This is a genomic window from Agromyces sp. NPDC004153, assembly GCF_053603635.1.
In genome coordinates, this window is record NZ_JBSGFY010000001.1 from 574,093 (window position 1) to 587,732 (window position 13,640).

The 13,640-nt window shown below is 72.7% G+C and carries 13 protein-coding genes and 1 pseudogene; 3 read left to right on the plus strand and 11 right to left on the minus strand.

Features of this window, described 5'->3' with window-relative positions; genetic code table 11:
- Positions 1-249 precede the first annotated feature (249 nt).
- Entirely contained in the window at positions 250-717 is a 468-nt protein-coding gene (locus tag ACWEOH_RS02725; protein ID WP_452028023.1) for a hypothetical protein, read from the plus strand.
- Positions 718-722: 5 nt separating this feature from the next.
- Here ACWEOH_RS02725 and ACWEOH_RS02730 read toward each other — a convergent pair whose 3' ends face one another.
- Genes ACWEOH_RS02730 through ACWEOH_RS02740 form a run of 3 tightly spaced genes read right to left on the minus strand, consistent with a single transcriptional unit; the run spans position 723 to position 3,848 of the window.
- The gene (locus tag ACWEOH_RS02730; RefSeq protein WP_452028024.1) at positions 723-1,403 is read right to left on the minus strand and encodes a GNAT family N-acetyltransferase; all 681 of its coding nucleotides are present in this window, start codon (positions 1,401-1,403) and stop codon (positions 723-725) included.
- Positions 1,400-3,316, minus strand: a complete 1,917-nt coding sequence (locus ACWEOH_RS02735; RefSeq protein ID WP_452028026.1) for a helicase HerA-like domain-containing protein — start codon at positions 3,314-3,316, stop codon at positions 1,400-1,402. Before ACWEOH_RS02735 ends, ACWEOH_RS02730 begins: the two co-directional genes overlap by 4 nt.
- A 25-nt stretch (positions 3,317-3,341) precedes the next feature.
- A complete protein-coding gene (locus tag ACWEOH_RS02740; RefSeq protein WP_452028028.1) occupies positions 3,342-3,848 on the minus strand; it encodes a hypothetical protein in 507 nt (168 codons plus the stop codon).
- 125 nt (positions 3,849-3,973) lie between these two features.
- Here ACWEOH_RS02740 and ligD point away from each other — a divergent pair, with 125 nt between their 5' ends.
- Both ligD and ACWEOH_RS02750 read left to right on the plus strand, forming a co-directional pair.
- Positions 3,974-5,218 (plus strand): non-homologous end-joining DNA ligase, encoded by a 1,245-nt coding sequence (gene ligD, locus ACWEOH_RS02745; RefSeq protein WP_452028030.1) that lies wholly within the window; start codon positions 3,974-3,976, stop codon positions 5,216-5,218.
- 40 nt (positions 5,219-5,258) lie between these two features.
- Complete coding sequence (locus tag ACWEOH_RS02750; RefSeq protein WP_452028032.1) at positions 5,259-6,113, plus strand: aminoglycoside phosphotransferase family protein; 855 nt, start codon at positions 5,259-5,261, stop codon at positions 6,111-6,113.
- A gap of 26 nt (positions 6,114-6,139) precedes the next feature.
- Here the strand turns inward: ACWEOH_RS02750 and menC are convergent, their stop codons facing one another.
- From menC to ACWEOH_RS02790, 8 genes and pseudogenes are all read right to left on the minus strand, one after another.
- Positions 6,140-7,366 carry an o-succinylbenzoate synthase gene (menC, locus tag ACWEOH_RS02755; protein WP_452028034.1) on the minus strand — a complete coding sequence of 409 codons (1,227 nt, stop codon included), beginning with the start codon at positions 7,364-7,366 and terminating at the stop codon, positions 6,140-6,142.
- Positions 7,366-8,202: a GNAT family N-acetyltransferase gene (locus ACWEOH_RS02760; RefSeq protein WP_452028036.1), complete on the minus strand. Its 837-nt coding sequence runs from the start codon at positions 8,200-8,202 to the stop codon at positions 7,366-7,368. The genes menC and ACWEOH_RS02760 overlap by 1 nt, the downstream gene beginning before the upstream one ends.
- Positions 8,199-9,473 carry a saccharopine dehydrogenase family protein gene (locus tag ACWEOH_RS02765; protein ID WP_452028038.1) on the minus strand — a complete coding sequence of 425 codons (1,275 nt, stop codon included), beginning with the start codon at positions 9,471-9,473 and terminating at the stop codon, positions 8,199-8,201. Before ACWEOH_RS02765 ends, ACWEOH_RS02760 begins: the two co-directional genes overlap by 4 nt.
- 151 nt (positions 9,474-9,624) lie before the next feature.
- Positions 9,625-10,524 (minus strand): factor-independent urate hydroxylase, encoded by a 900-nt coding sequence (gene pucL / locus ACWEOH_RS02770; RefSeq protein WP_452028040.1) that lies wholly within the window; start codon positions 10,522-10,524, stop codon positions 9,625-9,627.
- A 2-nt stretch (positions 10,525-10,526) separates the two neighbouring features.
- A complete protein-coding gene (gene uraH, locus ACWEOH_RS02775) occupies positions 10,527-10,880 on the minus strand; it encodes a hydroxyisourate hydrolase (protein ID WP_452028042.1) in 354 nt (117 codons plus the stop codon).
- Entirely contained in the window at positions 10,877-11,371 is a 495-nt protein-coding gene (uraD, locus tag ACWEOH_RS02780; RefSeq protein ID WP_452031825.1) for a 2-oxo-4-hydroxy-4-carboxy-5-ureidoimidazoline decarboxylase, read from the minus strand. Before uraD ends, uraH begins: the two co-directional genes overlap by 4 nt.
- A 21-nt stretch (positions 11,372-11,392) precedes the next feature.
- Positions 11,393-12,760 (minus strand): annotated as a pseudogene (allB, locus tag ACWEOH_RS02785) (allantoinase AllB); the annotation flags it as partial.
- 8 nt (positions 12,761-12,768) lie between these two features.
- The gene (locus tag ACWEOH_RS02790; protein WP_452028044.1) at positions 12,769-13,614 is read right to left on the minus strand and encodes a bifunctional allantoicase/(S)-ureidoglycine aminohydrolase; all 846 of its coding nucleotides are present in this window, start codon (positions 13,612-13,614) and stop codon (positions 12,769-12,771) included.
- Positions 13,615-13,640 lie beyond the last annotated feature (26 nt).

Consider the following 13,640-nt stretch of genomic DNA (forward strand, 5'->3'; position numbering starts at 1 on the left):
CGGTTGTCAGGGTCGTTTCGCCCCGCGCCTGCTCCGCACCCCGATCCGGCCCGTGTCCTCATTAATGCCGAATAGCGGTTCGACCTCCCTCGTTCGATGATGTGAGTGATGTCAACGGCACCGATGGACACGAGGAGTGGGGACGCAGGGGGCTCCTCCGCCGGGCCGTCGACAGTAAGGGGCGACGGCCTCAGGGTGTTCACCCTGAGGCCGCGTCGCACTCTCGGGTGGAGCATCGGTCTCCCCTTCGTGGCCCTGGTGCTTCCGCTGCTGGCCGCCGAGCTCTGGCTGCTCGATCCGAGCGGCGCCTGGCCCGTCGTGGCGTGGACCGCGGCGATCATCGCGGCGCTCATCATCGCCGCGTGGGTCGCCTACCAGCGGACACAGGCGTCCATCAGCACCTACGGCATCGTGGAGCGCGGGTTCTTCGGCGGCACGTACACGGTGGCCGCTCGCGACATCGCCGGCGTGCTGCGCGTGCAGCTCTACCGCTCGAACAGCCTCGACACCTCGCAGGAGCTGTTCGTCGTGAGTCGCAACGGCCGCGGTGTCTTCCGCATGCGCGGGCGCTTCTGGAACACGGCGACCATGGATCGCGTCGCCCGCATCCTCGGCACCGAGGAGACCGTGCGCACCGAGCCGGTGACGCTCGCCGAGCTGCGCCAGACGGACCCCGAGCTGCTCTACTGGTTCGAGCGCCGCTCGCTCAGCCGCTGACCGCGTCAGCTCGTCGCGATGCCCAGCAGCGGCGCGTCGGGCCGGCTCGACGGCAGCTCGTGGAAGCCGAGCCGGTCGTAGAACGCTCGCGCGGCGGTGTTCGCCGGATCCATGCCGAGGTGCACGGCCGCGATCCCCCGCTCGGCGAGCGCGGCCCGCAGCGTGTCGACGAGCCGTCGCCCGAAGCCCTGTCCCTGCAGGTCCGGCAGCAGGTCGATGTGCAGGTGCGCCGGGTACGCGTCGACCTCGGGGATGAGCATGCGGTTCGGGTCGGCGCCCGCCGCGAGCAGCTGCTCCTCGGTGTAGCCCGGGTTCCGGCCGGTCGGGGGTCCTGCGTGCGGATGCCGCGTGCGGAACGCCGGCCCCCACTCGCGCTGCCACCACTCCACGAACGCCCGGGTGTCGGCCACGCCGAGGATGTAGCCGAGTGCCCGACCGTTCCCGTCGTCGACGACGAACGCCAGCCCGGGGTCGTACTCCACGTACGGCAGCGCGAACACCTCGGGCATCAGCGCGTCGTCGGAGTACACGCCGGTCGCGTCGCCGCCGCCCGCGGCCGTGCGCAGGCAGATCTCGAACACGGCGTCACGGTCCTCGCGACGGTAGGGACGGATGAACGGCTGCGCCGGGGCCGTCTCCGCGACGCGCGGGTCGCCGACCGCGGCATCCGTGCGCTCGGCCGTCACCGGCGCCGCCGGGTGCCGAAGATGCCCTCGACGACGCTCGTGAGCACGTCGCGTGTGGCCTTGGAGCCGAGGACCTGTTCGAGGACCGACTTGTCGGCCGCCCGCGAGCGCGTGGACGTCGACCGCGAGGTGCCCGACGTGCGCTTCATGAGGCGGTCGTACTCGGCCTGCGCGGCCTTCTCCTCCTTGGCGCGCTGCTTCTCGATGGCGGCCTGCTGCTTCGCGAACTCGGCGTCGGCCTCGGCCTTCGCCGCGGCATCCTCGGCGGCCCGAGCGGCGGCCGCGGCGGCGTTCATCTTCGCGGTCAGGAGCTCGTGCGCCGATTCGCGGTCGACGGCGGAGGCGTACTTCGGGGTCAGTGGCGAGGCGGCGATCACGGCGTCGATCGCGGCATCGGGCGTCGGCGACATGAGCGCCTGCGGGGCTCGCAGGCGGGTCCAGGCGACCGGGCTCGGCGCGCCCTTCTCGTTCATGACGGTGACGATCGCCTCGCCGGTGCCGAGGGTCGTGAGCACCTCCTCGAGGTCGTAGCCCGACTTCGGGTAGGTCGAGACGGTCGCCCGCAGCGCCTTCGCGTCGTCGGGCGTGAACGCCCGCAGCTGGTGCTGCACGCGCGAGCCGAGCTGCGCGAGCACGTCGGCCGGCACGTCCTTCGGGGTCTGCGTGACGAAGAAGACCCCGACGCCCTTCGAGCGGATGAGTCGCACGGTCTGCACGACCTGCGCCAGGAAGTCCTTCGACGCGTCGTTGAAGAGCAGGTGCGCCTCGTCGAAGAAGAACACGAGCTTCGGCTTGTCGAGGTCGCCGACCTCGGGCAGGTCGTTGAACAGGTCGGCGAGCAGCCACATGAGGAACGTCGAGTAGAGCGCGGGCCGATCGGCGACGCCGGGCACCTCGAGCAGGCTCACGATGCCGCGTCCGTCGGATGCCACGCGCAGGAACTCCGCGGTGTCGATCTCAGGCTCTCCGAAGAACACGTCGGCACCGGCCTCGGCGAACGCGACGAGCTCGCGCAGGATCACGCCCACGGTCGCCTTCGAGAGCCCGCCGAGCCCCTCGAGCTCGGACTTGCCCTCGTCGCTCGTGAGGTACTGCAGCACGGCTCGGAGGTCCTCGAGGTCGAGCAGCGCGAGGCCGTTGTTCTCGGCGTAGTGGAAGACGAGCCCGAGGCTCGACTCCTGCGTGTCGTTGAGGCCCAGCACCTTGCTGAGCAGCAGCGGACCGAAGCCCGCGACCGTGGCGCGGATCGGCACGCCCGTGCCGATGCCGCCGAGCGAGAAGAACTCGACGGGGAAGGATGCCGCGCTCCACGCCTGCCCGATGCCCTCGGTGCGCTTCAGCAGCTTCTCGTTGCCCTCCCCGGGCGTCGCGATGCCCGAGAGGTCGCCCTTGATGTCGGCGGCGAACACCGCGACGCCGTTCGCGGCGAGCTGCTCGGCGAGCACCTGCAGCGTGCGGGTCTTGCCCGTGCCGGTCGCGCCGGCGACGAGGCCGTGTCGGTTCGTCATCGCGAGCGGGATGCGCACCGGAACGTCGGGCATCGCGTCGCCGTTCACGAGGGCGCCCATCTCGAGCGCCGCTCCCTCGAACGCGTAGCCGCCGCGGATCGCGGCCACCTGGTCGGCGTCGAGCGGGCCGGATGCCGCGGGTGCGGCGGGTGCGGCGGGTGCGGGCGTCGGCGCGGGCGGTGCGGGCGTCGGCGCGGCGGTGGCGGTCGCCGCGGCATCCGCCGTCGCCTTCGCCGTCGCCGCGGCATCCGCTGCGGCCTGCTGCGCGTCGAGCGCGGCCTGGGCGAGCGCCGCCGCCTCCTCGGCCTTGCGGATCGCCTCCTGCGCCTGCGCCTGTAGCGCCTCGGCTGCTGCCGCCGCGGCAGCCGCCGCCTCCTGTGCCTGCTTCACCGCGTCGTCGGCCATGTGCCGATCCTAGCGACGGCGTTCGTCAGGGACGGATGCGCACGGTCGGCTTGAACTTGGGGGCCTTCGGCTCCTTCGGCGGCACGCCGAGGCGCTGCAACCGGGCCGCCGAGCGAAGGTAGAGGGCGCCGAACACGGCGAACTCGATCACGCCGATCGCGCCGATCACGAGCATCTCGACCGTGAGCGGTCGGTCGGCGTCGGCTCCCAACGCGTCGAGCAGAAGCCGCACGGCCGTCTCCGCGGAGAGCACGATGAAGATGATCCCCAGCACTCGGCTCAATCGTGGGCGCGCCGTCATCCGCCACGGCGGTCGCGACGGCTCGATCGCCTCGCCGCGCCCGCGGAAGATCCGGGCGCCGAGCAGGAGGGCCACGAGGTCGACGCCGACCAGGACCAGCGTGATAGCCACCTCGGGGACGCCCACCGACCGCAGCAGCCAGGCGATCAGGAAGCCGAGGAGCAGGACCCCGACGATGTAGGCGAGCTTCAGCTCCCAGCGCACGATGCGCAGGTCCAGTAGGCGGCGCATCATCGTCCTCCGTGCTCGCAGCCGTCGTGCGGCGGGCGGCGCACGTCAGCCAACCGTAGCGCCTCCGGCCGCCACGCCGGGCGCGGGGCTTCCTCGCGCGGAGCGGTCGTGCCTAGGGTGAAGGCGTGAGTCCCGCGAAGGACGACGCCGAGCTCCTCGAGATCGACGGTCGCGAGGTGCGCGTCAGCAGCCCCGGCAAGGTCGTGTTCCCCGAGCCCGGCCTGACCAAGCTCGACCTCGTGCGCTACTACCTCGCCGTCGCCGACGGAGCCGTGCGCGGCGTCGCCGGCCGCCCCATGGTGCTCAAGCGCTTCGTGAAGGGCATCGACCAGGAGGCGTTCTTCCAGAAGCGCGCGCCGGAGAAGCGGCCCGATTGGATCGAGACGGCGACGCTGCACTACGCCTCCGGCAACTCCGCCGAGGAGGTCGTCGTCAAGGACGCCGCGGCGCTCGCCTGGGTGGTGAACCTCGGATGCCTCGACCTCAACCCGCACCCCGTGCGCGCGCCCGACCTCGACCACCCCGACGAGCTCCGCATCGACCTCGACCCGATGCCCGGCGTCGACTGGGCGCAGATCGTCGACGTGGCGATGCTGGCCCGCGACGTGCTCGAGGACGTCGGCCTCGTCGGATGGCCGAAGACGTCGGGTTCGCGTGGCATGCACATCCTCGCGCGCATCGAACCGCGCTGGGACTACCGGCAGGTGCGTCTGGCGGCCGAGACGTTCGCCCGCGAGGTCGAGCGCCGTGCGCCCGGCCTCGCGACCGCCCGCTGGTGGAAGGAGGAACGCGGCGAGAGCGTGTTCGTCGACTTCAACCAGAACGCGAAGGATCGCACCGTCGCATCCGCGTACTCGGTGCGACCGCTGCCCGACGCCCGCGTGTCGACGCCGCTCGACTGGGACGAGGTGCCGCGCTCGCACCCCGAGCGGTTCACCGTGCCCACGGTGCTCGAGCGGTTCGCCGAGCGCGGCGACCCGCACGCGGGCATCGATGACGCGGCCGGCAGCCTCGACGCGCTGCTCGCCCTCGCCGAGGAGCTGGGTCCGGCCGAGAAGCCGCCGCGCGCGGGCGACGGGTCGGGCCGACGGCAGTCCACCATGCCCCTCATCGAGATCGCGCGGGCCAAGACCAAGCCCGAGGCGCTCGAGGGGCTCGAACGGTGGCAGTCGCGGCATCCCGACGTCGTCGCGAAGCTGGAGCCGGCCGACGTGCTCGTCGACGGCATGCGCGGATCGAGCTCGCTCTGGTACCGCATCCGGGTCAACCTGCAGCACGTGTCCGAGGACGAGCGGCCCCCGCAGGAGCCGCTCGAGGTCGACTACGACCCATGGGCCCGATACCGCAACGCCGACGGAACGATCGGCTGATGCGCCGGCCCGCCTGCCCCGCCCGCGCCGGGGCGACGTCATGAGCGACCTCGGCCCGGTGAACCCCGGCTACGCCGCCGACGTCGAGTGGCTCCGCCGCTGGCGGCTCCGACCCGAGGGCGATCCGCGGACGACGGCGTCGAGCCTGCTCATCCGCGCCCGCACCGAGGACGGCGACCCGGTCATGCTGAAGATCGCCCACTCCGAGGAGGAGGCCCGCGGCTCGGAACTGCTCGCGGCGCTCGACGGTCACGGCGTCGCGCGCGTGCTGCGACGTGAGGGCGAGGCGATGCTCGTCGAGCGCGCGACGGGCGGACGGAACCTCGTCCGGATGGTGCGGGCGGGACGCGACGACGAGGCGACGCGCATCATCTGCGAGGTCGCGAAGCCCATCCATGCGGCGACGACCGAGGTCCTCGCCTCGGCCTCGCCGCCCGAGCTCATCGACCTGCCGACGTGGTTCCGCCACCTCTTCGCGTACGCCGACGACTTCGGCGCCTTCCACCGTCGCGGCGCCGACATCGCCCATGCACTGCTCGACGATCCGCGCGACGAGACCGTGCTGCACGGCGACCTGCATCACGGCAACGTGCTCGACTTCGGCGAGCGCGGCTGGCTGGCGATCGACCCCAAGGGGCTGCTCGGCGAGGCCGCGTTCGACGCGTGCAACGTGCTCACGAACCCGTCGCACGAGCGCGCCCTCGCGCCCGGCCGGCTCGAGCGGCAGTTCGCCGTGGTGCTCGCCACCACGGGGTTCCCGCCGGAGCGGATGGCGCGCTGGTTCGTCGCCTGGTGCGCGCTCTCGTCGACGTGGTTCGCGCTCGACGACGACCCGGGGCTGGCCGAGTCGGCCGCGACGCTCGGCGAGCGCGCGCTGGGTCTCGTCTCGTCGTAGGTGCGCGGCCTCCGGACGCGGGGGCCTCAGCCCGTGATCGAGACCGGGGCGGCGGTCGCCCAGTCGCGCACGAGGTCCTCGCGAACGGAGACGCCCGTTCCCGGGGCATCCGGCACGCGGAGCTGCCCGCGGTGCTCGCCGTCGCCGAGCACGAACGGCTCGGTGAGGTCCTCGGCGAAGTAGCGGCCCGAGGCCGACGTGTCGCCGGGCAGCGTGAAGCCCGGCAGCGCCGCGAGCGCCACGTTCGCGGCACGGCCGACACCCGTCTCGAGCATGCCGCCGCACCACACGGGCACGTCGAGCGCACGACAGGCGTCGTGCACGCGCAGCGCCTCGAGGTAGCCGCCCATGCGGCCGGGCTTGATGTTCACGATCGAGGTCGCGCCGCGGTCGATCGCGTCGACGGCGGTGGTCGTGTCGACGATCGACTCGTCGAGGCACACCGGCGTCTCGCACGCCTCGGCGAGGAGCACGTGGGTGGCGATGTCCTCCTCGGCGAACGGCTGCTCAATGAGCAGCAGGTCGAACGCGTCGAGCCTCGCGAGCAGCGGGATGTCGTCGGCCGTGTACGCGGTGTTCGCGTCGACCTGCAGCAGCCCCTTCGGTCCGAGCTCCTCGCGCACCGCCCCCGTCGGCACGAGGTCCCAGCCTGGCTTGATCTTCAGCTTGATGCGCCGATAGCCCTCCTCGACGTAGCCCATGACCTCGTCCATGAGCTCCTCGAGCGTCGGCGCGATGCCCACCGAGACGCCGCAGTCCACCCACTCTCGCTCGGCCCCGAAGAACGCGCCCATCGACCGGCCCTGCGCGCGCAGCTCCGCGTCGAGCACCGCCGCCTCGAGGGCCCCTTTCGCCATGCGATGCCCGGCGACGAACGCGAGCGACGGCGCCACGGATGCCGCGACCGGCACGGATGCCCCGCGCGAGCCCGGTCCCTCCGCAGCGGGGCCTCCCGCGGCATCCGTCGCCCTGCGGTGCTCGTCGACATGTCGGCCGTGCCCCGCGATGAGCGCGGGTCCGAGGTAGCGTTCGATGACGGATGCCGCGCCGTCGACGTACTCGCCCGAGTAGAACGGGTCGCGCCCGGCCACGCACTCGCCCCAGCCCTCGCCGGCGTCGGTCAGTGCACGCACGAGCAGGACCTCGCGCACGGTCTCGCGTCCGAACGAGGTCTCGAAGGGTCGCACGAGCGGCACCTCGATGCGGTGCAGCTCGATGCGCTCGATCGTCGGCACGGTGTTCACGGCGTTCATCAGGCCTCCCGGTCGGGGTCGTCGTGGGTGAGGACGTAGTCGCCCGCGGCGTCGAGCTCGACGCGCAGGGTCGGGTCGCGCTCGAGCGCCGCGAACACGTCGCGCGACGCCTCGCGGAGGCGGGCCGACGCCTCGGGATCCGCCACGCGCACCTGCTCGTAGTCGGCGACGAGCGCGAGGTGCCCCTCCGCCCGCCACTCGGGCACCGGGCCGCGCGCGAGCGCCCGTCGCGTGCGCGGCGAGGCGAGCCGCCAGCGCACCTCGAACCGGTCGCTGCGGTCGGCTCCCGTGATCGCGTCGTCGAGCTCGCCGTAGAAGTCGGGCAGGAACGCGATCACCTCGGCGCCGAGCCGCACGAGGTTCATGCGGGCGTTGCGGCGGATCAGCGGATCGTACGTCCACCGCACCTCGTCCACGCCGTGCGCGAGGCAGATCGCACGCTGGCGGAGCTTCAGCGCGAGGCCGATGCCGCGGCCCCGCGCCGCGGGGTCGACCGCGTTCATGTGCGAGTGGATGTGGAGGCCGTCGTTCCAGCCGAGGAAGCCGAGGGCGGCGCCGAGCGGGAGGTCGGGGGCGGCAGCGTCGTCGGGGGCGACTGCATCGTCGTCGACGGGCACGGCCACGAGCACGGTGGCGCCCGCGTGCTCGATCGCCTGGATCGTCGCGTGGTCGGGTCCGCGTCCGACGCCCCAGGTGGACTCGAACCGGGCGAGCACGCCGCCGATCTCGTCGGGACGGGCGGGACGCGTGCGCAGGCCGGCACGTGCGTCCGCGGCATCCGCCGTGGCCTCGGCGTCGGCGATCACCGACGCCGGAAGCCCCGGCGAGTCGATCACGCGAGCCGGTCCTGCATGCCCCAGGCCTGGCCGTAGCCGCCCTCGAGCTCGTTGCGGGCCATCAGGTCGAGGAACGGTTCTGCGTCGAACGCCTCGGGGCCGAGCACGCCGCGGCCCGACCACGTGCCGTCCGCGAGGAGCTCGAGGGCGATGACGGGGTTCAGGGCGGTCTGCCAGACCACGCATTGGGCGTCGTACTCGGCCATCGTCCACTCGTTGTCGGACACGTGGTACAGGTACACCTCGCGCGGTGCACCGTCGGTGCCGGTGCCGGTGACCCACAGGCCGGCGCAGGTCTTGCCCGTCATCCGCGGCCCGATCGTGGCCGGGTCGGGCAGCGCCGCCGCGACCACGTCGCGGGGAGCGACCTCGACGGGGCCGTTCGCACTGCGCACCCTGACGGGTGTGGCGGAGTCGAGCCCGAGCAGGTGCAGGGTCTTCAGCACGTTGATGAACTCGTCGCCCAGGCCGTACTTGAACGTGACCCGCTTCGCGTCCACCCACCGCGGCATGAGGAGCACCTCCTCGTGCTCCACGTTCACGCACTCGACCAAGCCGATGCCCTCGGGGAAGTCGAAGACCTCGGGCTCGGAGAACGGCGGCGTCGTGAACCAGCCGCGCTCCTCCTCCCACACCACCGGCGGGTTCAGGCACTCCTCGATCGTGGTCCAGATCGAGAACGACGGCGCGAAGATCTCGTTGCCCTCGTCGTCGCGCACGACCAGGTTCGCGCCGTCGCGCGTGCCGAGCTCGTCGATCTCGCGGAACAGGTGGTCGGCGGCGTACCGGGCGAACACGTCGCTGAGCCCGGGCTCGACGCCCATGCCCACGAGCGCGAGCCGACCCGCCTGCTCCCAGTCGCCGGCCTGCGCGAACTGGTCGTCGCCGACCTTCACGCCGGTCTCGCGGTAGGGGTCGGTCGGATGCGGCTCGGACAGGCTCATCGCCATGTCGAGGTAGTCGGCCCCCGCTGCCAGCGCCCCGGCGAAGATCGACGGCACGAACTTCGGCTCCACCGCGTTCATCACGTGGGTCGCGCCGTGCTCACGGGCGACGGATGCCACGACCTCGGGATCGGACGCGTCGATCCGTGCGGTGGCGAACCGCGCCGCGACGTCGTCGCCGTGCCGCCGCCGGATCCAGTCGACCGTGCGCTGCGCCCGGGACTCGTCGTAGTCGCTCACCACGAGCAGCTCGAAGAACGACCGCCGAGCCGCGATCTTCGCGATCGCATCACCCACGCCACCAGCACCGACCAGCAGGATCCGCATGCTCCGACGCTATCGCTCCCCCGTCGACCCGTCGATGCCGGGCCGTCCGGCATCCGGGACGCGCCGAACGGAACGTCCCGCGCCGCGCTGGCGGGGGGGTCCCGGTCGGGCCGACGTCAGCCTCACGGATGCCGCGGGCGCGCGGCATCCGTCAGCAGAAGCCCGCGATGCCCGCCCAGGCCGCGGCCGGGCTCGGAACGCCCTCGCGCTCGACGGAGGCCTCGATGAGGCCGTACGGGCGGTCGGCGGCGTAGAAGACCTCGTTGGGGTTGTCGAGCCCGAACGGCGAGAGGTCGACCACGAAGTGGTGGTTGTTCGGCATCGAGAAGCGGATCTCGGCGATCTCGGGGTGCTCCTCGAGCACGCGGCGACCCATGTCGAAGAGCGTGGCCTGCAGCGCGGCGGAGTAGCGCTCGGCGAACGCCTCGAGCAGGAGGGCGCGCACGCTCCCGTAGAGCGCGTCGTAGTCCACGCCGACGGTGGCGTAGCGCCAGCGCGCGGCGACGTCGGTGGCGAGGATGCGGTCGCGGGTCTCGGGCAGCGTCGTGTACCGGTCCTCGGGGTAGCCCTCGAAGCCTGAGGCGGTGGTCTTCAGCACCGTGAGGTCCTTGAGGCCCGCGATGACGTGCCGCTCGTCGCCGTCGGCGACCACGACGGCCGTGCGCACCTCCTGCCCGCTGCGGACGAACGCGTGGTCGTGCTCGGCGCCCTGCGCGACGATGCGCTGCCAGGCGTAGCGCTCTGCCTCCCAGCGTCCGCCGGTCACCCAGTCGAACGAGCTCGTGAAGTGGTCGGCGAGGCGCAGCAGGAACGCCTCGGGCGAGCCGATCCCGTCGCGGGCGAAGGCGAAGATCGTGTTCTTCTGGGTGTCGGTGGCCACGACGTGCGCGTTGTCGCCCTCCAGGTGCGCGGCGGTGAAGTCGCCGCGCAGCTGCGAGGTCACGTTGAGGTCGTCGATCTCGTGGCGCGGGGTGTCGCGCGTGACCTTGACGACGCGCACCTCGGCCTTGCCGTACTGGTTGACACCGAGGACGATGGCGGGCTCGGACATGGTCAGCTCCCTCGATAGGTCGAATAGGCGAACGGGCTCAGGAGGAGCGGCGCGTGCACGTGGCGGCCGTCGTCGGCGACCGTGAAGGTGAGCACCACCTCGGGGTAGAACGTCTCGACGCCGTGCTCGGCGAACCACGCCCCGGTCTCGAACCGCAGCCGGTAGTCGCCGGCGGGCACGTCGTCGGGGCCGATCCGGGTCACTCGACCGTCGGTGTCGGTCGCGGCGGCGTCGACCGACCGCCACGAGACGCCGTCGAACGCGAGCAGCTCGACGGCGACACCCTCGGCGGGGCGGCCCGTGGTTGCGTCGAGGACGTGGGTGGTGATGCGCGACACGGGTGCGGAGGCGCTCATGCGACGAGTCCCTTCAGTCGGAGGACGGCGATCTGGCGGAGCTGGTCGGCGACGACGGGATCCTCCTCCTCGGGCGTGTGCCCGAGGCGCTCGGTGAGGGCGTCGAGGATCTCGCGCGACGACCGCCCCGCCGCGCGGATGAGGAACACGCGCCCGAACCGCTCCTCGTAGGCGCGGTTGCCGGCGGCGAGCGCGGCGGCCACCTCGGCGTCGGCCGGGTCGACGCCCGACTGCTCCGAACGCGACATGGCGGCCTCGGCGCTCGCACCCGTGGGGCGTTCGCCGATGCGCGGATGGTGCGCGAGCGCGCCCTCGACCTCGGCGGGCGTGAACGGCGAGGCGGCCGTCTCGGCCCACGCGACGAGCTCGTCGACCGAGCCGTAGGGCCGCGCATCGGCGACCTCTTCGCACCACCGGTCGATGTCGAGGCAGGGTCGCAGCATGCCGATGGCCGCATCGCGACCGGCCTCGTTGAACGCGTCGAGCGACATCGCCGCCACCCTCCGATCTGCCCGCTGCAGCAGGCGTCCGCGCGGCACCTCGCGATCCACGGGCTCGCCCGCGAGGTACGTGGCCCGCACGACCCCGACGAGCTCGCGTCCGTCGTAGGGCGAGATCGGATGCCGGTGCTCCAGCGCCGCGGCATCCACCGTGAACGCCGCGTCGGGCGCGACGATCGCGAGGTCGGCGGCGCGGCCGACCTCGATCGCACCCTTCGACGAGAGCCCCACCCGGCGCGCGGGCGCCGTGGACATCCACTCGACGACCCGCTCGAGACGGATGCCGCGACGCCGCGCCTCGGTCCACACGATCGGCAGCCCGAGCTGCAGCGACGCGATGCCGCCCCACGCCTCGGCGAAGTCGCCGTTCCCGGCGAGCTTCAGCGAGGCGGGCGCCGGCGAGTGATCGGACACGACGAGGTCGATCACGCCCTCCTCGAGCCCGCGCCAGAGCGCGTCGCGGTTCGACCCCTCGCGGATCGGCGGGCAGCACTTGAACGCCGTCGCCCCGGGCGCCACGTCCTCGGCGGCGAGCACGAGGTAGTGCGGGCACGTCTCGACGGTGATGCGTACGCCGTCGTGCTTCGCCCACGCGATGGGCCCGAGCGCGTCGGCCGAGCTGAGGTGCAGGATGTGCGCGTCGGCACCAGTGCGCCGAGCCGCCTCGATGACGGCGGCGATCGCGGCATGCTCGGCGGCGCGCGGCCGCGACGCGAGGAAGTCGGCGTAGTCGGCGCTGTGCTCGTGCGGCGCCTCGTCGATGATGGCGGCGTCCTCGGCATGCACGATGAGCAGCGAGCCGGCCTCGGCCAGCACGGCCATCGCGCGCTCCATCTCGTCGACCGGGACCGGCGGGAACTCCGCGACGCCCGAGTCGACGAGGAAGCACTTGAACCCGAACACGCCCTCGCCGACGAGCGGCGGCAGGTCGCCCTCGTTGCCGGGCACGAGGCCGCCCCAGAAGCCGACGTCGACGAACACGCGCCCCTCGGCGGCGGCCCGCTTCACCGCGAGCGCGTCGACCGAGGTCGTCGGCGGGATGCTGTTGAGCGGCATGTCGACGATCGTGGTGACCCCGCCCGCCGCGGCCGCGCGCGTCGCCGATGCGAACCCCTCCCACTCGGTGCGCCCGGGCTCGTTCACGTGCACGTGCGTGTCGACGAGCCCGGGAATGAGCACCTCGTCGTCGGCGAGCCGCCTGTGCCGGGCGCCGGCGAGTCCCGCGCCCGCCTCCGCGATCCGCGCCACGAGCCCGTCGCGCACGCCGACCTCGGCGGGCGCGAACGCGCCGTCGAGGAGCACCCGGTCGCCCGCGAGCACGAGGTCGAAGGCGTCGGATGCCGCGGCGCGCCCGGGCGAAGCGACGTCGGCGTGGGGCATCCGCTCGTTCACCCCCAACGGCTCGCGCTCCGGTGGTCGGGGTCCGTGAGCCGCACCTGGCGGTTCACGTCCTTGTAGAGCAGGTAGCGGAACGGCCCCGGGCCGCCGGCGTAGCAGGCCTGCGGGCAGAACGCCCGCAGCCACATGAAGTCGCCCGCCTCGACCTCGACCCAGTCGCCGTTGAGCCGGTAGACGCCCTTGCCCTCCAGCACGAAGAGCCCGTGCTCCATGACGTGCGTCTCGGCGAACGGGATCGACCCGCCCGGCTGGAACGTCACGATGTTCACGTGCATGTCGTGCGCGAGGTCGTCGGGGTCGACGAACCGGGTGGTGGCCCAGGCGCCGTCGGTGTCGGGCATCGGCTCGGGCTCGACGTCGGCGTCGCTCGTCACGAACGACGTCGGCGCGGGGATGCCCTCGACGGGCTCGTAGGCCTTGCGGATCCAGTGGAACGACGTGGGCGCGTCGCCCTCGTTCGCGATCGACCAGGGCGCCCCGGCGGCGAGGTAGGCGTAGCCGCCCGGAGCGAGCACGTCGCGTTCGCCGTCGACGTCGAGGGTCAGCGCGCCGGACGTGACGAACACGACCCCCTCGACCCCGGGCTCGACCTCGGGATGCTCGGCGCCGCCGCCCGGCTCGATCTCGACGATGAGCTGGGCGAAGGTCGTGGCGAATCCCGCGATCGGCCGGGCGATGATCCACGACCGCGTGCGGGTGAAGCCGGGCAGCTTGCTCGTCACGATGTCGCGCAGCACGCCCTTCGGGATCACGGTGTAGGCCTCGGTCACGATGGCGCGATCGGTCAGCAGCTCCGTCTGGGCGGGCAGCCCGCCCTGCGGGGTGTAGTAGCTCATGGGACCTCCTCGTCCGTCGGCTGCGC